Here is a 20,303-nt window from a genome sequence, read left to right as displayed (position 1 = left end):
CGCCGATGATTCGCGTCGAGGGCGTGTCGAAGACCTTCGCCGGTGGCTTCCAGGCGCTGAAGAACGTCGACCTGGGGATCCGCCGCGGCGAGATCTTCGCCCTGCTCGGCCCCAACGGCGCGGGCAAGACCACCCTGATCAGCGTGATCTGCGGGCTGGTCAACGCCAGCGCCGGTCGGGTGCTGGTGGATGGCCACGACAACGTACATGACTACCGTGCCGCCCGCCAGATGATCGGCCTGGTGCCCCAGGAGCTGACCAACGAGGCCTTCACCACGGTGTGGGACACGGTGAGCTTCAGCCGCGGGTTGTTCGGCAAGCCCAGGGACCCGGCCCATATCGAGAAGGTGCTGCGCGCCCTGACCCTGTGGGAGAAGCGCCGCAACCGCCAGTTGGAGCTCTCCGGCGGCATGAAACGCCGGGTGCTGATCGCCAAGGCGCTGGCCCACGAGCCCCAGGTGCTGTTCCTCGACGAGCCCACCGCCGGCGTCGACGTGGAGCTGCGCCGCGAGATGTGGGAAGTGGTCCGCGAGCTTCGCCACCAGGGGGTGACCATCATCCTCACCACCCACTACATCGAGGAGGCCGAGGAGATGGCCGACCGCATCGGCGTGATCCGTCGCGGCGAGATCGTGCTCGTCGAGGAGAAGGAGGCCCTGATGCGCAAGCTGGGCAGCAAGGAGCTGACCCTGCACCTGCACGAGCCGCTGGACGCCGTGCCGGAATCGCTGGCCGGCCACGCCCTGGCCCTCATCGACGATGGCCATGCGCTGGTCTACAGCTACGACGCCGCCGGCCAGGAGGACGGCTCGAGCATCTCGGGCCTGCTGGCCGACCTCGAGGCGGTGGGGCTGCGGGTGAAGGACCTGCATACCCGTCAGAGTTCGCTGGAGGACATCTTCGTCAGCCTGGTTCGGGAGCGCGCATGAACCTGCAATCCGTCAAGACCCTCTATCTCGCCGAGATGGCCCGCAGCCTGCGCACCATGCTGCAGAGCATCGTCTCGCCGGTGATCTCCACCTCGCTCTACTTCGTGGTGTTCGGCGCGGCCATCGGCACGCGCATCACCGAGGTGAACGGGGTGAGCTATGGTGCCTTCATCGTGCCCGGCCTGATCATGCTGATGCTGCTGACCCAGAGCGTCGCCAACGCCTCCTTCGGCATCTTCTTCCCGCGCTTCTCGGGCACCATCTACGAGGTCCTCTCGGCGCCGATGTCCTACTTCGAGGTGGTGGTCGGCTATGTCGGTGCGGCGGCCACCAAGTCACTGATACTGGGCGCCATCGTGCTGGTCACCGCACGGCTGTTCGTGCCCTACTCGATCGACCACCCGATCATGATGCTGCTGTTCCTGGTGCTCACGGCAGTGACCTTCAGCCTGCTCGGCTTCATCATCGGCATCTGGGCCGACGGCTTCGAGAAGCTGCAGCTGGTGCCCCTGCTGGTGATCACCCCGCTGACCTTCCTCGGCGGCACCTTCTACTCCATCGACATGCTGCCGCCCTTCTGGCAGGCGGTGACCCTGGCCAACCCGGTGGTCTACCTGATCAGCGGCTTCCGCTGGAGCTTCTACGGTATCAGCGACGTCAGCCCGGCGGTCAGCCTGGCGATGATCCTGCTGTTCCTGGGCGTGGCCCTGACGGTGGTGGCCTGGATCTTCAGGAGCGGCTATCGACTGAAGCCCTGAGGCAGGTATCATCGCGCCTCTCCCACCCACCAGGAGTCCCCATGCCGGTACTGCACAGCATCGTCCATCGCCTCGACAAGGAGACCGGCGAAGCGCCGGCGACGCTCGCCCCGGCAGCGGCGGAACTGGCCGGCTCGCCCGCCCTGGACGACCTGCTGGAAGGCGTCAACAAGGCCTACCACGCCAAGCCCAAGGCCTGGGGCCACTTCCTCGCCGAGGGCGACGAGGGCGACGCCGGCAGCGGCTCCTCCGCCTTTCCCGCGGCATTGATCGCCTATCTGGAAGGTGAGCTCGACTTCGTCGCCTTCAGCCGCGAGCTGGGCGAGCGCATCGCCGCCCTGGTCGCGGCCCACCTGTCGCTCTCCGGCCACCTGCTGGTGGCGCATACCCGGCAGGGCGACACCGAGACCCTGACCCTGGCGCTGCTGCACCATCGCGAGGGCTTCGGCATCGACGACGACCTGGCCATCGCCCCGGTGCGCCAGCTGAACCTGGCCCAGATGAGCCTGGCCGCGCGGCTCAACCTGAGCCAGTGGCGCGGCGACTCGCCCTCGAAGCAGTACCTCTCCTGGACCCGCGACCGTGGTGGCCGAAAGCTCGCCGAAGGCTTCGCCGAACTGCTGGGCGCCGCGGAGGGCGTCGACGCCACCGGCGAGACCCGCACCCTGCTCAAGGCCTTCAGCGACTATGTCGAGAACGAGGATCTGCCCGAGGAGCAGAGCCGCGAGAAGACCGAGGCACTGATCGACTACGCCAGCGACCAGGCCAGCCGCGGCGAGCCCATCACCCTGGAGGAGCTCTCGGAGGTACTCGACGAGCAGCAGCCCAGGGCGTTCTATGAGCATATCCGCAACGCCGACTACGGCCTCTCCCCGGAGATCCCGCCGGACAAGCGCACCCTGAACCAGTTCCGCCGCTTCACCGGCCGCGCCGGCGGCGTCTCGATCAGCTTCGACTCCCACCTGCTCGGATCCAGCGTCGAGTACGACGAGGCGCAGGACCGGCTGATCATCAAGCAGGTACCCAAGCAGCTACGCGAGCAGCTCAAGCGGCAGGGCTGAGGACGACCATGCCCCGTGCCTTATTTTCATCATCATCGAATGTGCCCGGTGTGCGCGTGCCCCGAACGGCGCGGTGGAAGGCTTGAGGGGTGACCATCGCCGTAAGTGGTTCACCCGGCGGCAAAGGATGGCAACGAGAGCAGTGCAAGGTCTGAGAAGGCTCCCACTCGCGCCTCACACTCGCACTGTAGGTATTCCCTTACAACGAATGTAGGTCTTGAATGACATCGTCCCGGGCCGGCTGGCGCACCGGAACATTCGTGGCCATGCTTCCCCCGTACGCCGACGGCTCTTCTCGCGGAAGGCCGCGCGGCGTCACAGGGAACACCATAATAACGACACGAACTGAAGGGAACCGTGCTTATGCCTGGCCCTCTAGGAAGGTGGCGCATGGCTGCTGGCAAGACCGACGCAGGGGATTCGGCCGGACTGAACTGGCGTGCCGAGTTTCAAGACTCGGCCCTGGAAGCCCTCTTCCGCCGCACCATGCAGGCCCACGACGCCTGCCAGATGCGCTACGCCCTGTGGGTGGCCGCGGGGCTGTTTCTCGCCTTCGGCCTGACCGACTATGGCCTGCTGGGTTTCGGCAATGCCTTCTTCGTCCTGATCGCCACGCGAACATCGGTGGCACTGGCCTGCATCCTGCTGGCCCTCTCGTTGAGGAAGCGCCCCGCCCTGGCGCAACGCCCGCTGCCGATCAACCTGATCTGCCTGCTCGGCATCAGTGGCTTGCTGCTGGCCCTCCCGCTGCGGCCCGACACGCCAGGGATCCAGCTCGCCTCGATGGTGGCCGCCAGCATGGGCCTCTACCTGTTCGTTCCCAACCGGCTGCCCTGGATGCTGATCTGGAATGCCTACCTGGTCACCGGTTTCGTCACCCTCATGCTGCTGTGGGCTCCCCTGCCCGGCGCCTTGCTGGCCACCAGCCTGCTGCTGCTGGGTTTCGTCAACCTGCTGGGCTGGATGACCGTGAAACGGCTGAGCCAGTTGCAGCGCGAGCAGTTCGCCTCCCTGCTGGAGGAGCGCGCCATCAATCGGCAGTTGCAGGCCGAGATCGAGGAGCGCAGCCAGTTGGAGGAGCGACTGCGCTACATGGCCTGCACCGATGACCTGACCGGCATCGCCAACCGGCGGCGCTTTTTCGAACTCGCCGAGCGGGAACTGCGCCGCTCACGGCGCGACGGCTCGCAGCTGGTGCTGTGCATGGTCGACATCGACCTGTTCAAGAGCCTCAATGACCGCCACGGCCATGCGATCGGCGATATCGTGCTGACCACCGTGGCGGGGTGCTGTCAGTCGGTACTGCGTGAGACCGACATCATCGGCCGCTATGGCGGCGAGGAGTTCGTCATCGCCCTGCCCCAGGCCAACCTGCATACCGCCACGTCCATCGCCGAACGGTTGCGCGAGCGGGTCGCCAGCCTGTCGCTGCCGATGGTGCCCGAACGGAACCCGCTGTCGGTGACGGTGGGCATCAGCCGGGTCGAGCCCGGGGAGACCCGGCTCGACCCGGCCCTGTTGCGTGCCGACCAGGCCCTCTACGACGGCAAGGCCCGGGGCCGCAACTGTGTGATGGTCGCCCGCCACGGTCCTTCGCTCGCCGCCGTGGAAGCCTGATTGCGCCATCAGGGCCCGACGGCCCGGTCCGGCTCGAACTCCCCGGCGTAGCCGCCGGGGTTGGCAGAAGGCTTCCTCGCCATGCAGGCGGCACGGGACACTGCTATGGTGCCCCTTCCTGCTACCGCTCCGTTCGAGGCGCCCGATGAGCTCTCCCCCGGACCCGCGGGTCCTGCTGCGACTGCTGGGGCTACTGCGCCCCTACCGCTGGCGCCTGGCACTGGCCGGCCTCGCCCTGCTGGCCGCAGCCTCCAGCGTGCTGCTGCTCGGCCAGGGGCTGCGACTGGTGATCGACCAGGGCTTCCTGGCCGAGGACCGCGCCCGGCTCAACCAGGCACTCGTCATGATGCTCGCCGTGGTGGCCGTGCTGGCCTGCGCCTCGGCCCTGCGCTACTACCTGGTGACCTGGATCGGTGAGCGGCTGGCCGCCGACCTGCGCCGCCGGGTCTTCGACCACCTGCTCGAGCTGGAGCCGGGGTTCTTCGAAAGCACCCTGCACCCCGGCAGGGGCCCCGGCGAGATCTCGGCGCGCCTGACGGCGGACACCAGCGTGCTGCAGAGCCTGTTCGGCTCATCGGTCTCGCTGGCCCTGCGCAACCTGCTGATGCTGTTCGGAGCGGTCATCCTGATGCTGGTCACCCAGCCATGGCTCTCGGCCATCGTGCTGCTCGGCATCCCCGTCACGGTACTGCCGATCCTCTGGTTCGGTCGGCGCGTCCGCCGGCTTTCCCGTCACAGCCAGGACCGGGTGGCGGAACTGGGCCGCTACGCCGGCGAGTCGCTAGCCGGCATCCGCACCGTACAGGCCTTCAACCACGAGGCCATGGAACGGCGCAACTACGGCAGGCGCGTCGAAGACGCCTTCGCCAGCGCCGTCGAGCGTACCCGACAGCGGGCCTGGCTCACCGGCATCGCCATGCTGGTGGTGTTCGCCGCCGTGGGCGTGATGCTGTGGCAGGGCGGCCAGGCGGTGCTGGCCGGCAACATGACCGCCGGCGAGCTCTCCGCCTTCGTCTTCTATGCGGTGCTGGCCGCCGGGGCCGTCGCCGCCCTGGCCGAAGTGGCCGGCGACGTGCAGCGTGCCGCGGGGGCCGCCGAGCGGCTGCTGGAACTGCTCGGCGCCAGGCCCCGCATCCAGGCCCCGGCCAGCCCCACCCCCCTGCCCGACCCCGTCGCCGGTGACATTCGCCTGGAGGGGGTGAGCTTCACCTACCCGGGCCGCAAGGTGCCCGCGCTCCACGGGCTCGACCTGCATGTCCGGCCCGGAGAGCGGATCGCCCTGGTCGGCCCTTCGGGCGGCGGCAAGAGCACCCTGCTCGCCCTGCTGCTGCGCTTCCATGACCCCGACAGCGGCACGCTGCGGCTCGACGGCATCGACCTGCGCGACCTGGCGCCCCGGTCGCTGCGCCGTGCCATGGGGCTGGTCTCCCAGGAACCGACGCTGTTCACGGGCACCGCCGCCGAAAACCTGCGTTACGGCAAGCCCGAGGCCAGCCTGGAAGAGCTACGCGACGCGGCCCGGGACGCCAACGCCCTGGCGTTCCTCGAGGCCCTGCCCAACGGTTTCGACACTCCCCTGGGACCCGGTGGCGTGCAACTCTCCGGCGGTCAGCGGCAGCGCCTGGCGATCGCCCGGGCACTGCTCAAGAATCCGCGGGTGCTGCTGCTCGACGAGGCCACCAGCGCCCTGGACGCGGAGAGCGAACGCCTGGTGCAGCAGGCCCTCGATCGCCTGATGGAGAACCGCACCAGCGTGGTGATCGCCCATCGCCTGGCGACGGTGGTCGCCGCCGACCGCCTGCTGGTCCTCGAGGAGGGCCGCCTGGTCGCTGCCGGACGCCATGCGGAGCTGCTCGAGACCAGCCCCCTCTACCGCCACCTGGCCGAGCTGCAGTTCGGCGGCGAGCAGGCGACCGACCCGGCCGGCACGCCGAGCCTGGGCGATGCTTGAATCCTCTGCCCTGGCCCCTATCTATTCCGATACCGGGCGGCAATCCCCCGCCCGAGTGCAGTACAGGGCTCAGGCCTTGAGCGCCGGCTGAATGAACCGTCCAACTATTGGGGGTCAGTTCAGACGGCGGCGGGGTGCGTACCGACTGGCTCGGGCCGCGGAAGGCCTCCCGTCGTGAAACCCCCACGACACGCCAGCCCCTCCGACGATGCATGCCTGCCGACGTGGACAGCCGCCGAAAACGCGCAGACATCGACTAAGGTCGCATTGTCCCGCCTTTCCACGATCGAGATGCTGGTAACCCGCCTTGGGTATGCTCATGGCAAAAAAAGTCCCCCGAAGGGGACCAAGTTGGAGCACGCCAGCTCACTCGTTACATCCTTTGCGGTACAGTGGCATGACCGCAAACGACGTGGAAGTCGAAGCCGGGGTCGAACCGCGGTGTGGTCGAATCGCCCCCGTCCGGCATCCGTCTACTCCAGACTTTGCCAAACTCATACCAAGAACGAACAAAACCTATAAAATCATACCATTAACAAGAAAACTCCTGACAAGCCGCCGTGATCACCAGGCATCGCGGCGGCTTTTTCGCACCACAGCATAGCCGTTTCGATGTCGCACTGCATCATGGCAGCGCATCCGCCAGGGTGATCGGCACGGAGCGAAGGCTGGAAGCCGTACCCTGGTCGGCGACTTGCTGCCAGCGCCCTGCGTCGCGCATGCTGGGGCCTTCCCCGACTGCCCGGAGACTCGACACATGACCCAGCCTCGCCTCGGCTTCATCGGCATCGGGCTGATGGGCCATCCCATGACGCGTCGGCTGCTGGAGGCCGATTTCGATGTCACCGTGTGGAATCGCACGCCGGAGAAGGTCAATGACCTGCGCGACACCGGCGTGCGCGTGGCCGACTATATCGGTGAACTGGTGGAGAGCGTCGACGTGGTGATGCTCTGCCTGGCCAACACCGAGGTCGTGGACGAGGTGGTCTTCGGCCCCGAGGGCGTGGGCGACTACGCCCGGTCCGATCAGCTGCTGATCGATTTCTCCAGCAGCGACCCGGCCGCGACCCGCGACTTCGCCGCCCGGCTCGAGAACGAATCCGGCACTCGCTGGGTCGACGCGCCGGTCTCGGGTGGCGTGGCCGGGGCCGAGGCCGGCACGCTGGCGATCATGTGCGGCGGCGACGTCGACGACATCGAGGCCATTCGCCCCCTTCTCGCCCCCCTCGCCGCCCGGGTGACCCATATGGGACCGGTGGGCAGCGGCCAGGTCACCAAGGTGTGCAACCAGATGATCGTCGGCTGCCAGGCGGCGGTGATCGCCGAGATGGTGGCACTCGCCGAGGCCAGCGGCGTCGACGCCTGTCGTCTCACCGAGGCGCTCGCCGGCGGCTTCGCCGACTCGAAGCCCTTCCGGATCCTTACCCCGCGCATGGCGGCGGACGACTTCGAGGCTCCGCCCTGGCACTTGCGCACCCTGCTCAAGGACCTCGACATGGCAGTGGCCCAGAGCCAGCGCTGCGGCAGCGCCACACCGATGAGCGGCGTGGCCGCCCAGCTGATGCGCGCCCACGCCAACCAGGGCCATGCCGAGCACGACCCGGCGACCCTGGTGAAGGCCTACCGCCCGCCGCTGGCGGGAGCGCGGGTGAAGAACTAACAAGATACGCAGTCATTGGAAAGACTGGCCCGCTAGCCTTATAGCCCAGAATGGCAATAACAAGCACTTATTGGCTAAAAAGGCTATTAGATTGAAAAATAGCCTGGAGAGGCTATGATGTGGGCAGCTAACAGCCAGGGAGGCCGCCATGTCCCGCCGGATCGCCGTGCTCACCGGTGACGTGATCGACTCGCGCAAGGTCGCCGATGCGGCCCGGCTGCACCGTGTGCTCGACGCCACCCTGGCCGAACTGGCCGAACGCCACGGGGGGCGCGGCGAGCGCTACCGGGGCGATGGCTTCCAGCTCGCCCTGCCCGATGCCGAGGAAGCCATGACGGCCGCCGTCTGGTTGCGCGCCGCCCTGATCCAGCACTCGGAAACGCACCAGCGCTGGGACGCCCGCATCGCCGTGGCGGTCGGACAGGACGACTGGCAACCGGACGAGGGGGTCGCGGAGGCCGACGGTGAGGTCTTCGTGCGTTCGGGGCGCGCCCTGGACGCCCTCGATGCCAGCCATCTGGCGGTGGAACTGCTCGAGGCCCCGAACGACGGCTGCCTGGCGCTGCTGACCCGCTTCCTCGACGACCTGATCGACGGCTGGTCGCGCTACTCCGCCGAGATCGTCATCCTCAGCCTCGATCGGACGACCACCCAGCAGGCCCTGGCCGAACGACTGGGCATTCGCCAGCCCAGCGTGCACAAGCGCCTGCGCGCCGCTCGCTGGGAGCTGCTGGCCGATACCCTGGCCCATTTCGGGCAACGCCTCGCCAACCCGGAGGCGACCCCATGAGTGCCGCCGCCCCGTCGCTGCTGCTGGGGCTGATCCTGGCCCACCTGATCGGGGATTTCCTGCTGCAACCCCGCCGCTGGGTCGAGGAGCGATACCGGCTGAAGCACCGCTCGTGGCGCCTGGCCCAGCATGCCCTGCTGCATGGCCTGCTCGCCGGCGGAGTGCTGCTGATCGTCGCGGCGACCGCACCGGCCACGCGGGGGGCCACGGCCGTCGCGCTCGGCGCCCTGGTGGTCGCCGGCAGCCACTGGCTGATCGACCTGGCCAAGGTCCGGTTGCCGGCCGGCGAACTGCGCTGGTTCCTGCTCGACCAGGCCGGCCACCTGCTGGTGCTACTGGGTCTCTGGCTGGCCTGGCTCGGCAGTCCGGCCGCGCTGCGGGAACTCGCCGCCTGGCTCACCTCACCGGCGGTGCTCGGGGTGTCGGTCGCCTACCTGCTGGTGACGCGCCCCATGTCGATCGCCATCGCCCTGGTCATGCAGCGCTGGAGCGAGCAACTCGAGGACACCGGCACCCTGGCCCGGGCCGGGGCGCGCATCGGTGTGCTGGAGCGCCTCCTGGTGCTCACCCTGGTACTGCTCGACCAGCTCACCGCGGTCGGCTTCCTGCTCGCCGCCAAGTCGGTGCTGCGCTTCGGCGACCTGCGTGACTCGCGCGACCGCAAGCTCACCGAGTACGTCCTGCTCGGCACCCTGCTCAGCGTCTCCACCACCCTGGTGCTGGGCATGCTGGTGCGCCTGCTGCTGGAGGGTTGATTCATGCGGCGAACGACCTCGAGCGACGCAAGGCCAACGCCACGCCGAGGGAATGACCGCCGACGAGGCTTGTGCCCCGGGGGAGTTCATGCACAAACTTCCTGAGAGAACGGGCAGCCGACACCGGCCATTGTCCGGACACGTACCGGCAGGCAAAATCGGCCAGAGCTTACCCTAGGAGCCTGTCGGACTTAATGCTGATCTACTGCGAGAGCCGGTCAAATCCGACAGGCTCCTAGCCGGGTTCAGACGAGCGTTTTCCCTTCTTCCCTTCCACGGAGGCCCCATGGGCGATACACGACTCACCACCTGCCAGGGCCAGGACATTGCCCCCCATCTGGCGGCCCTGGCCCGCCTGCGCATTCGGGTGTTTCGCGACTTCCCCTATCTCTATGACGGCGACCTGGCCTACGAGTCGGACTACCTGAGGCGCTATGCCGACTGCCCCGAGAGCCTGTTCGTGCTGGCCTTCGATGGCGACGACCTGATCGGCGCCGCCACCGGCATGCCGCTGGTCGCGGATGTCGAGGCGTTCCGTGCCCCCTTCGAGCGAGCCGGGCTCGAGCCGGCCACGGTCTTCTACTACGGCGAGTCGGTGCTGCTGCCCGAGTACCGTGGCCGCGGCATCGGCAAGGCCTTCATGGCGGAGCGGGAACGGCATGCCGCCCGTGAAGGCTTTACCATCGCGGCCTTCTGCGCCGTCGAGCGTCCCGATGACCACCCGCGAAAACCGCCAGGCTACGTGCCGCTGCACGGCTTCTGGCGCGCCCGGGGCTACGAGCGCCAGCCCGATCTCACCACCACCTTCCGCTGGAAGGACATCGGCGAACCGGCCGAGACCGACAAGCCCATGGTGTTCTGGCTGAAGCCGCTGGCATGAGCCCCCGGACGAGCACCGCCTTTTGCCGCATATGGCGCTTGGCCGTACAATGCGCCTACTGCCGCCGACTCAGCGGCCCCGACTACGCCCTTCTGTCGAAGAAGACGTCCCAGAAGAACAGCTCGAGGAACCGCCGGACCCATGCGCGCCACCCAACTGTTGATCGCCACCCTCAAGGAAACCCCCGCCGATGCCGAGATCGTCAGCCACCAGCTGATGCTGCGTGCCGGCATGATCCGCCGCCTCACCTCCGGCCTCTATACCTGGCTGCCGACCGGCCTGCGCACCCTACGCAAGGTGGAACGCATCGTGCGCGAGGAGATGGACCGCGCCGGCGCCCAGGAGGTGCTGATGCCGGCGGTCCAGCCCGCCGAGCTGTGGCAGGAGTCCGGCCGCTGGGAGCAGTACGGACCGGAGCTGCTGCGCCTCAAGGATCGCCACGACCGCGACTACTGCGTCGGCCCCACCCATGAGGAGGTGATCACCGACCTGATGCGCCGCGAGCTGTCGAGCTACAAGCAGCTGCCGGCCAACTTCTACCAGATCCAGACCAAGTTCCGTGACGAGATCCGCCCGCGTTTCGGGGTGATGCGCTCGCGCGAGTTCATCATGAAGGACGCCTACTCCTTCCACATCGACCAGGCCTCCCTGCAGGAGACCTACCAGGCGATGTACGATGCCTATACCCGCATCTTCACGCGCCTGGGCCTGGATTTCCGCCCGGTACTGGCCGACACCGGCGCCATCGGCGGCACCGACTCCCACGAGTTCCACGTGCTGGCCGACTCCGGCGAGGACGCCATCGTCTTCTCCACCGAGTCCGACTACGCCGCCAATATCGAGAAGGCCGAGGCGCTGCCGGCACCGCCCGGCGCCTCGGCCGAACGCCCGGCCCCCGCCGAAGAGCTGCGGCTGGTCGACACCCCCCATGCCAGGACCATCGCCGCCCTGGTGGAGCAGCACGGCCTGCCCATCGAGAAGACCATCAAGACCCTGATGGTGCACGCCGCCGAGGGCGGCCTGATCGCCCTGCTGGTGCGCGGCGATCACGAACTCAACGAGATCAAGGCCGAGAACCTGCCCGAGGTGGCCACGCCGCTGACCATGGCCACGGAAGAGGAGATCCGTGCCGTCGTGGGTGCCGGCCCCGGCTCGCTGGGTCCGGTGAACCTCGAGATGCCGCTCATCATCGACCGCTCGGTGGCCCTGATGAGCGACTTCGGCGCCGGCGCCAACGTCGACGGCAAGCACTACTTCGGCATCAACTGGGAGCGCGACGTGGCGCTGCCGAAGGTCGCCGACCTGCGCAACGTGGTGGAAGGCGATCCCTCGCCGGACGGCAAGGGCGTGCTTGCCATCAAGCGCGGCATCGAGGTCGGCCATGTGTTCCAGCTGGGGCGCAAGTACAGCGAGGCGTTGAATGCCACCGTGCTCGACGACAACGGCCGCGCCACCCACCCCTGGATGGGCTGCTATGGTATTGGGGTGACCCGCGTCGTGGCCGCCGCCATCGAGCAGAACCACGACGAGGCGGGCATCATCTGGCCCGACGCCATCGCCCCCTTCCATATTGCGCTGGTGCCGATGAACGCCCACAAGTCACAGCGGGTGCGCGAGGAGTCCGAGCGGCTCTACCAGGCGCTCACCGCCGCGGGCTTCGAGGTCTTGCTGGACGACCGCGACCTGCGCCCCGGCGTCAAGTTCGCCGACCATGAGCTGATGGGGGTTCCCCATCGCCTGGTGGTCGGCGACCGCGGCCTGGACAAGGGTGAACTCGAATACAAGGGACGCCGTGACAGTGACGCCACCATGGTGCCGGCAGAGCAGATCCTCGACTTCCTGGGTGACCGCGTCGACCGCTAGGCGAGGGATGGCCGCCGCCCTGCTGGTGGCGGCCGGCCTGCCGCCCGCCCTCGCCAACGAGGTCGGCACCTTCACGAGCGCCCTGCAGGCTGCACCATCCATGGAGCAGCGACGGGCGGTGCGTACCCTGCCCGAGATCCCCGCCTCGCTGCGCACCACCCTGAACGCTTCGCTGGAGTCCCCGCGCTCGCCGGCCGAGATCTGGGCCGCCCGCCAGTGGTTCAACGACATGGAGCCTCGCCTGACCCGTTTCGTGAAGGACCCGGCGCGGCGCACCGAGCTGCTGCATCGCGCCTACCACGAGGCGCGCCTGGCCGGCCTGCCCCCGGAGCTGGTGCTGGCGGTGATCCAGGTGGAGAGCGCCTTCCAGGCGGAGGCCGTCTCCTCCGCCGGGGCCGTGGGGCTGATGCAGATCATGCCGTTCTGGATCCGCGAACTGGGACTGCCCGCCGATGACCTCAAGGATCCCTGGCGCAACCTGCGCTACGGCTGCACCATCCTCGCCCACTACCTGGCCGTGGAACGCGGCGACCTGACCCGGGCGCTAGCCCGCTACAACGGCAGCCTGGGGCAGACCTGGTACCCCGAGCGGGTGATGCGCGCCTGGCAGCGTCACTGGCGCCAACCCGGAGAGGGCGGCTCACGCGCCGCGGCACAGCGCTGACATCGACCAAGGCGAGACAAGGATGCCCGACACCATGGACAAGGACGCGAGCCAGGCCGACCCGTCCGCCGGTATCGCCCGGGCGCTGAGCCGCACCGAGCGCGACTATCGCCGCCTGAGCCTCGGCCTCGCCGCCCTGCTGGCCCTGGCCATGGTGGTGATGCTCGCCATCCTGCTGTGGGCCGCCCGCGAGCAGAACCTCCAGCATGCCCGCCACACCCACGAGCAGATCGAGACCCAGCTCGAACAGATCCGCCGCCGACTGGTCGGCCAGGTACTGGACTACGCGATCTGGGACCTCAGCCACCTGGCCGTCCACGCTGACGACGGCCCGGACCGCGAGTGGCTGGAACTGGAGATGGGGGCCAACCTGCATGACAACCTGGGCATCGACCTGGCCCTGCTGGTGTCGGCCGACCAGGAGGTACTCTACGAGGTCCAGCGCGGTGAACCGCGTCCCCCCGCGACCGACCACGGCCCCCTGCTGACCCAGAGTCGCCCCGCCACGACCCCCATGACATCGGGCTTCGCGCTCTGGCAGGAACGACCGGTGCTGTTCGCCACCGCGCCGGTACTCCCGGAAAGTGATCATCATGCCCAGGCCCCCTCGCCCCATCGGCTGCTCTTCGCCTTCGAGGTCGGCAATGGCCTCGCCCGGATACTGCGCGAGGCCACCAACCTGCCCGACCTGCGCCTCACCGACACTCCCGAACAGCCCGGCCGCCTGCCGCTGCGCACCCGGACCGGCGAGCCCCTGGCCTGGCTGGAATGGACCCCCTCCGAGCCCGGCAGCGTGATGCTGCGCCAGTCGCTTCCCTGGCTGCTGCTCACCCTGCTGGGGCTGGGAGGCTTCTCCGCGCTGCTGTTCCGGCACCTGCGCCACCAGGCCCGGGCCAGCCTGGCGACCGTCGAGGAGCTGCGCCAGACCCAGTCGCGGCTGACGGCCCAGCAGCGTGCCTGGCACGACCTGCGCGACTTGCACCTGCGGGACGCCAGCGAGGACGAGTTCATCACCGCCCTGCTCGAACGCAGCTCGCAGCTGCTCGATATCCCCAGGATCAGCCTCTGGCTGCTCGATGGCGGCGACGATCGCCTGATCTGCCACGCCAGTCTCGTACCGGAGACGGTCGGCGAGGAACTCTGCGGGGAGGATCTCGAGGCCTACCTGGTCGCCCTGCGCCGCACCCCGGTCCTGGTGGCCGATGATGCCCCCGCCGCCCCGCGCCTGACCGGCCTGCACGACCATCTCCACCGGCACGAGATCGCGTCGATGCTCGATATCGGCCTGTTCGTGGCCGGCGAGCTGCGTGGCGTGCTGTGCTGCGAGTCCCCCCGGCCGCGACACTGGCACACCGACGAGATCAACGCCCTGACCAGCTTCTCGGGCCTGCTCTGCCAGTTCGCCGAGTCGCTGCGCCGGCGCGAGGTGGAGCGCACCCTGCACCGCCAGCTCCACCACGACGAGGTCACTGCCCTGCCGACCCTGCATGGGCTCGAGGAGCACATCGAGTCACTGCGGCGACAGGGCCCCTTCCAGGTGGGCATCCTTCACGTCAAGGGACTCAACCAGATCAACGACAGCCTGGGCAAGGCCTTCGGCGATGCCGCCCTGCACGAGGTCGGCGAACTACTGCGCCGGCGGCTCGCCGCGCCGGCGCTACGGGGGGTGCTGGCGCGTCTCCCGGCCAACCGGCTCTGCCTGCTGCTGCCCGGCGACGATCGCAACGGCCTGCAAGGCTGCCTGGTGGCCTTGCTCGACGAGCTCCATGCCCACCCCTGGCTCAACGAGAACGCCCCGGCCACGCTGCACTTCTCTCTGGGCCTGGCCGGCTACCCACAAGACTCACGCGACCTCGACCGCCTGCTGCAGCGGGCCGAACTGGCCCTCGAACGCGCTCGCGGCGAGGCCCGTCACCGACTGGCCTTCTACGACGATGCCCTGGGGCAGTGGCAACGCCACCAGAGCCGGCTCGAGCGCGAGCTGCGCGATGCCATCACCCGGCGGGAGTTCCGGCTCTACTTCCAGCCCCAGTTCGACCCCGGCGGCCGTCTGCACGGGGCCGAGGCCCTGCTGCGCTGGGTGCACCCCGAGCGTGGCCTGCTCGCTCCCGATGACTTCATTGCCGAGGCCGAGCACAGCGGGTTGATCCAGCCGATCGGCGACTGGGTGCTCGAGGAGCTCCTGGCGCAGCTGACCGGACCGCTGCGGGACACCGACCTGGTGCTGGCGGTCAACGTCTCGGTGCAGCAGCTGCGCGACCATGGCTTCCCTGCGCGCGTCGAGGCCCTGCTGCAGACGCATGACCTGCCGCCGCATCGCCTGGTACTGGAGGTGGTCGAGTCGCTGCTGGTGACGCCCGGCATCATGCCGCGACTCGCCGCCCTGCGCGCCCTGGGGCTGTCGATCGCGCTGGACGATTTCGGCACCGGTTACTCCTCGCTACGCTACCTGCAGGAGCTCGAGGTGGACGAGATCAAGCTCGACAAGGTCTTTCTCGACCCGCTCAAGACGCGGCCGGACGCGCCCCTGGCGCGTTCGATCATCGCCCTGGCGCGGGCGCTGGACCTGCGCCTGGTGGCCGAAGGGGTGGAGACCGCCACCCAGGTGGATTTCCTGCACCGGCAGGGCGTGACCCTGATGCAGGGCTACCACCTGGCGCGTCCCGAGCCAGTGGACGTCTTCCTGCGCCGGGTGGCGGGAAGCCGCGACGCCTGAGACACCCGGCCCTTCCCGACGCTCAGGCGGGCCGGATCAGCTCCGCCTCGGCCAGCATCCCCAGCAAGGCGCTCGCATCGGCCTCGATCCGTTCCGTCGACACGCCGCCAAAGTGCTCACTCAGCAGGTCGGCGATCTCACCGGCCGTTAGCGCCTCGTGGGACAACAGCGTCCATACCGCCCGCCCACTGGCATTGAGCCGATGGATGGCGCCGCTCGGGGCGTGGATCAGGAAGAGATCGTCGCCGAGGGGATAGTCGCGCACCCTTTCCCGCACCCGCCAACGTCGGTCGGCCGGCACCCGGGACGCGACACGGGACGCGGGGCGATGACCGGTCAACGATACCGCAGCCGAACCGTGGGCGGGTGACGGGCCGGCCAGTTGGGTGGCCAGGCAGCGCGCGGCCGCCAGGGGTTCGGCGTAGCGCAACAGCACGCAGGGCAGCGACGCCATCAGCGGCAGGAAGCGTTCCATCAGCGTCTCGCTGGGCTGGGCGTGGGCAAGGTGCTGACACAGCAGCTGCAACAGCCCCTCCCCCGGTGCCAGCGCGATGAATTCCGGCGTGGCCAGCGTTGCGTCCCGTTCGAGCAACACGATGGCCCCCAGCGGAAGACACTCGCCGTGTCTCGCCTGCAGGGCCTCCGGCAGGACGAGGTACCGGTAGCGCTCGTCCTCGGGGCCGGCATGTCGCTCGGCGAAGGCGTGCAGGGCGGGATCGAGACGGGTCGGCAGCGGCAGGCGAAGGCGGGGAGCGATCCCCAGCGCCATGCCCTCGCCGGCCGGCGTCAGCGCCAGGACGTCATCGCCGAAGATGCGGTGGCCGGCGGTGGCGAAGGCCGCGGCCAGGGTGCTCTTGCCGGCACGGTGCGACTCGGGAAAGAGCACCAGCCGGCCGGCGACCTCCGCCGCACCGCAGTGCAGGCCGATCAGCTCGGTATGACGCGTGAAGAAGGCACCGATCAGGTCGGCGACCAGGCTGCAGGCCGCAGCCACCGGGGTGGGCAGGTGCAGCCCGCGGGGCAGCTCGGGAGAGTGCTGGCAATACCCCCGTCCGGCGCCCCGCGAGTCGCGAGCCAGACGGATCGCCGGTGCCGGCCCGCGAGCCGTCAGGGGAAACGACCGCCAACCGGGCGTGACGTCGCCGAGCAGGCGCTGCACCTCGGGGGCGTCGTTCAGGCGAAGCACCGCCCCCAGGCCCTCGAAACCCAGGTCCTGCACCCGCATGCCGTCAGGCGGAACCGGAGCCGACATCACCAGCGACTCGGCCCGCGGTGGTCGGGATGATGGTCATGCGCATGGTAATGGTAGGTGTGGCGATGGTAGCCGCCGCTGGGGCGACTGTAGCTGGGGCGGGAGTAGCTGGGACGGCTGTAACTGGGTCGGGAGTAGCTGGGACGGCTGTAACCGGATCGGCGGTAGCGACGGTCGCGCGGCTCGTCATGCCAGGCCCGGGCCTGGCCCAGGCTGAAGAGGGTCGGGGCCACATAGGCGCCGGCGATGCCGACGCCCAGGGTGGCGAGCAGGCGGCGGCGGCTCAGGCGTTTGCCTTCGTCGGGAGTGGTATCGTGACGCTGCGCTTTCATGACACTGTCTCCTTGTTATCGAACAGTGTTCATGATACTCGTCGCGCCCGCATCGCTCCAGTTGACGACGGCACCTGGCCGACGCTTGCCCGCTATTTCCTCGGGGCCTGCACATTCGCACCAAAAAAAGCCGACCCAAGCGGGTCGGCGACTGGGGGGTCGAACCCCCCTCCCCTGACGACTCTGTGAGCGGCTGGCTCAGTGCTTCTTCTTGCGATGGTCGCGAATGATGAATCCGATCCAGCCACCCAGGAAGGCGATCATCATCGCGACGGTGACCAGCCCGAAGATTACGGCGTCATCCCAGTACATGGTGCTGTCCTCCCGTCTCGATGTGTTGGGAGGACTGTAGCCCGTCGGCGCTGGGGAGTTTCTGACCTGAATCAAGTTTGCCGCCGGCGATGCCGGCGGCCCGGGCATGGAGTTGACGCAGGTCAGGTTTAGATGGCCTTCCTGTCTTCCACGCTGCCGTGATCGGTGCCCAGTGGCAGCGGATGCCCCTTGGCGAGCTCGGCGCGAGTGGCCTCCCGCACGTCCAGCACCTCGAGGCGATAGCGCAGGGTGTGGCCGGCCAGCGGGTGATTGCTGTCGACGAGCACGGTGTCGTCACGCACCTCGACCACGGTGACGACCTGCGGGCCATCGTCTCCCGGGGTCTGGAATCGCATGCCCGGGGCCAGGTCATCCACCGGAAAGGCCGAACGTCCCACCTCCCGGACCAGTGCCTCGTTGCGCAGGCCATAGGCCTCCGCCGGCATCAGGGTGACGCTGAGTTCGGCGCCCTCGATCTGGCCGTCCAGGGCACGCTCGAGGCCGGCGACGATGTTGTGATGACCGTGGAGATACTCCAGCGGCGTCTGGCGGGCGCGGGAATCGTCGAGGACATTGCCGTCGGTGTCGCTGAGGACATAGTGCAGGGTCACGACCCGCTGGGGGGCGATCGTCATGGGGCTCTCCTGTCGCAGGGTGATGGGCGAGTAGCGAGCGTGAACGACACGCTCAGCGGCGGCGCAACTGGGAGACCGGCATCTCCAGTCGCTGCTGCTTGTGCAACATGTTGAGCAGCACGATGGCGCGCTCCTCGCCCTTGTGGCTGGAGAAGACCGCCTGCAGGTCCTTGAACGGACCCTCGGTGATCTCCACCACGTCGCCGGCGCGGAAGTAGAGGTTGACCGTGGCGTCCTGGCGGTCGGCCCCGTGGTGGCGGAGGGTCTCGACCAGGCCATCGTCCACCGCCAGTGGCATGTCGCCGAAACCGACCAGCCTGAGCACGCCACGGGTGGAGCGAATCGGCCGCCAATTGCTGACCAGGCGGTCGAGGCGGATGAAGAGGTAGTGGGGGAAGAGCGGTTCGATGACCCACTCCAGCTTGCCGCGACGCCTCTTCTGCACCTCGAGCACCGGGTGGAAGACCTCATAGCCCTGGTTGCCGAGATGCTCCGCGGCGCGGAAGGATTCACCGCCCTTGCACTGGATCACGTACCAGTGGGGGGTGGCGTCATCGCCATGTTCCAGGCGCGGATCGTCTTCGCTCATGGGACTCCTGATCTGGGGCATGCTGGTATCACTGGCGGGGCTCTGCAACAATCGAACCCTGCGGGAAAGCGGCCCGGCCGCCGATTCGCGAGTTTACCATCGATGGGGGCGAGTCGTGTGCCCCCGCGTCCGAGGTCCGCAAGGAGTGCAGCCCATCATGCCCACCGCCACCGTCCGCCGCAGCTGGCGTGCAGCCCTGGCCATCTACCTGCGCGCGCCGGTCATCACCATGCTGTTCCTGGGCTTCTCTGCCGGCCTGCCCTTCCTGCTGGTGTTCTCCACCCTCTCGGCCTGGCTGCGCAGCGCTGGCGTCGAGGTCGCCGCCATCGGTTTCTTCTCCTGGATCGGCATCCTCTATTCGATCAAGTTCTTCTGGGCGCCGGTGGTCGACCGCCTGGCCCTGCCGCTGCTGACCCGCACCTTCGGCCAGCGCCGCGGCTGGATGCTGCTGGCCCAGGCGACGATCGCCGCCGGGCTGGTGGGCCTGGCCGGGGTCGACCCGGTGGGCAACCTGGGGCTGATCGCCCTCTTCGCCCTGTTGGTGGCCTTCGGCTCGGCCACCCAGGACATCGCCATCGACGCCTTCCGCATCGAATCGGCGCCCGACGACGTCCAGGCGGCCATGGCCTCGACCTATATCATCGGCTATCGCGGGGGGTTGCTGGCCGCCGGCGCGGGGGCCCTGTACGTCGCCTCGGCCCTCTCCTGGGAAGCCGCCTACCTGACCATGGCGGCCCTGGTGGGGGTCGGCGTGCTCACCGTGCTGCTACGCCCCGAGCCCCCGCGGCTGTCGCTCACTACCCAACTGATCCACGAGCCGAAGGTGCGTGCCTTCCTGCGCGCCAGCCGCGGCAAGCCCAAGCCGGCCAGACGCCTGGGCGCCTGGCTGATCGGTGCCGTGGTCTGCCCCTTCACGGACTTCCTCGGCCGCCATCGGCTCAAGGCGCTGTGGCTGCTGGTCTTCATCGCGATGTTTCGCATCAGCGACCTGGCGATGGCCTCCATGGCCAACCCGCTCTACATCGACCTGGGCTTCTCGCTTGCCACCATCGCCAACGTCACCAATGTCTTCGGCATCGCGATGAGCATCGGTGGCGGCATCCTCGGCGGCCTGCTGGTCGCCCGCTACGGCATCGGCCCGATCCTGGTACTGGGGGCGGTGGCGGCCACGCTGACCAACCTGCTGTTTGCGGCCCTGGCGCTGGCCGGCCAGAGCCTGCCGTTCCTGGTCATGGCGATCGTCGGCGACAACCTGGCCAACGGCCTGGCCAGCGCGGTGTTCATCGCCTTTCTCTCGAGCCTGACGTCGCGGGCCTACACCGCGACCCAGTACGCGCTGTTCTCGTCATTGATGACCCTGCCGGGGAAGTTCCTCAGCGGCTTCGGCGGGCTCGTGGTGGCCGCCGAGGGCTATGCCACCTTCTTCGTCGTGGCGACGGCGCTCGGCCTGCCGGCCATCGCCCTGGCGCTCTGGATCAGCCGCGACCGCGAGCTGGTGCCGCGGCCCGCCACCCGGGCGGCCTGAGCCCCCCGGGCGAG

At 68.6% G+C, this 20,303-nt stretch carries 18 protein-coding genes; 13 read left to right on the top strand and 5 right to left on the bottom strand.

What is annotated here, in order from left to right; genetic code table 11:
• The first annotated feature begins 5 nt into the window (after positions 1–5).
• From MKP05_RS01425 to MKP05_RS01370, 12 genes are all read left to right on the top strand, one after another.
• On the top strand, positions 6–929 hold the full coding sequence (locus MKP05_RS01425; RefSeq protein ID WP_240566757.1) for an ABC transporter ATP-binding protein: 924 nt from the start codon (positions 6–8) through the stop codon (positions 927–929).
• The gene (locus tag MKP05_RS01420; protein ID WP_240566704.1) at positions 926–1,687 is read left to right on the top strand and encodes an ABC transporter permease; all 762 of its coding nucleotides are present in this window, start codon (positions 926–928) and stop codon (positions 1,685–1,687) included. Before MKP05_RS01425 ends, MKP05_RS01420 begins: the two co-directional genes overlap by 4 nt.
• Positions 1,688–1,728: 41 nt before the next feature.
• A complete protein-coding gene (yejK, locus tag MKP05_RS01415) occupies positions 1,729–2,748 on the top strand; it encodes a nucleoid-associated protein YejK (protein ID WP_240566703.1) in 1,020 nt (339 codons plus the stop codon).
• A gap of 390 nt (positions 2,749–3,138) precedes the next feature.
• Complete coding sequence (locus MKP05_RS01410; protein WP_240566702.1) at positions 3,139–4,365, top strand: GGDEF domain-containing protein; 1,227 nt, start codon at positions 3,139–3,141, stop codon at positions 4,363–4,365.
• Between the two features lie 145 nt (positions 4,366–4,510).
• A complete protein-coding gene (locus MKP05_RS01405) occupies positions 4,511–6,316 on the top strand; it encodes an ABC transporter transmembrane domain-containing protein (protein ID WP_240566701.1) in 1,806 nt (601 codons plus the stop codon).
• 757 nt (positions 6,317–7,073) lie between these two features.
• Positions 7,074–7,976, top strand: a complete 903-nt coding sequence (locus MKP05_RS01400; protein ID WP_240566700.1) for an NAD(P)-dependent oxidoreductase — start codon at positions 7,074–7,076, stop codon at positions 7,974–7,976.
• Positions 7,977–8,124: 148 nt separating this feature from the next.
• Positions 8,125–8,766: a hypothetical protein gene (locus MKP05_RS01395; RefSeq protein ID WP_240566699.1), complete on the top strand. Its 642-nt coding sequence runs from the start codon at positions 8,125–8,127 to the stop codon at positions 8,764–8,766.
• Entirely contained in the window at positions 8,763–9,521 is a 759-nt protein-coding gene (locus MKP05_RS01390; protein ID WP_110281725.1) for a DUF3307 domain-containing protein, read from the top strand. The genes MKP05_RS01395 and MKP05_RS01390 overlap by 4 nt, the downstream gene beginning before the upstream one ends.
• A gap of 286 nt (positions 9,522–9,807) precedes the next feature.
• On the top strand, positions 9,808–10,401 hold the full coding sequence (locus MKP05_RS01385; protein WP_240566698.1) for a GNAT family N-acetyltransferase: 594 nt from the start codon (positions 9,808–9,810) through the stop codon (positions 10,399–10,401).
• Between the two features lie 141 nt (positions 10,402–10,542).
• Positions 10,543–12,264, top strand: a complete 1,722-nt coding sequence (locus tag MKP05_RS01380; protein WP_240566697.1) for a proline--tRNA ligase — start codon at positions 10,543–10,545, stop codon at positions 12,262–12,264.
• Positions 12,265–12,271: 7 nt separating this feature from the next.
• Positions 12,272–12,928 carry a transglycosylase SLT domain-containing protein gene (locus tag MKP05_RS01375; RefSeq protein WP_439108961.1) on the top strand — a complete coding sequence of 219 codons (657 nt, stop codon included), beginning with the start codon at positions 12,272–12,274 and terminating at the stop codon, positions 12,926–12,928.
• A gap of 22 nt (positions 12,929–12,950) precedes the next feature.
• Positions 12,951–15,644 (top strand): bifunctional diguanylate cyclase/phosphodiesterase, encoded by a 2,694-nt coding sequence (locus MKP05_RS01370; protein ID WP_276316474.1) that lies wholly within the window; start codon positions 12,951–12,953, stop codon positions 15,642–15,644.
• A gap of 22 nt (positions 15,645–15,666) precedes the next feature.
• Here the strand turns inward: MKP05_RS01370 and MKP05_RS01360 are convergent, their stop codons facing one another.
• The 5 genes from MKP05_RS01360 to rfaH form a co-directional block, all read right to left on the bottom strand.
• Complete coding sequence (locus MKP05_RS01360; RefSeq protein ID WP_240566696.1) at positions 15,667–16,896, bottom strand: PqqD family protein; 1,230 nt, start codon at positions 16,894–16,896, stop codon at positions 15,667–15,669.
• Positions 16,896–17,228, bottom strand: a complete 333-nt coding sequence (locus MKP05_RS01355) for a hypothetical protein (RefSeq protein WP_240566695.1) — start codon at positions 17,226–17,228, stop codon at positions 16,896–16,898. The genes MKP05_RS01360 and MKP05_RS01355 overlap by 1 nt, the downstream gene beginning before the upstream one ends.
• A 198-nt stretch (positions 17,229–17,426) precedes the next feature.
• Entirely contained in the window at positions 17,427–17,540 is a 114-nt protein-coding gene (gene ccoM, locus MKP05_RS21695) for a cytochrome c oxidase subunit CcoM (RefSeq protein WP_276316473.1), read from the bottom strand.
• A gap of 128 nt (positions 17,541–17,668) precedes the next feature.
• On the bottom strand, positions 17,669–18,175 hold the full coding sequence (locus MKP05_RS01350; protein ID WP_240566694.1) for an FKBP-type peptidyl-prolyl cis-trans isomerase: 507 nt from the start codon (positions 18,173–18,175) through the stop codon (positions 17,669–17,671).
• 52 nt (positions 18,176–18,227) lie between these two features.
• The gene (gene rfaH, locus MKP05_RS01345) at positions 18,228–18,764 is read right to left on the bottom strand and encodes a transcription/translation regulatory transformer protein RfaH (RefSeq protein WP_110281732.1); all 537 of its coding nucleotides are present in this window, start codon (positions 18,762–18,764) and stop codon (positions 18,228–18,230) included.
• A gap of 157 nt (positions 18,765–18,921) precedes the next feature.
• Here rfaH and MKP05_RS01340 point away from each other — a divergent pair, with 157 nt between their 5' ends.
• A complete protein-coding gene (locus MKP05_RS01340; RefSeq protein ID WP_110281733.1) occupies positions 18,922–20,289 on the top strand; it encodes an AmpG family muropeptide MFS transporter in 1,368 nt (455 codons plus the stop codon).
• The last annotated feature ends 14 nt before the right edge of the window (positions 20,290–20,303 follow it).

Source organism: Halomonas flagellata (assembly GCF_022487945.1).
In the GTDB taxonomy this organism is placed as follows: domain Bacteria; phylum Pseudomonadota; class Gammaproteobacteria; order Pseudomonadales; family Halomonadaceae; genus Halomonas; species Halomonas flagellata.
This window is presented reverse-complemented; position numbering and strand designations above follow the sequence as displayed.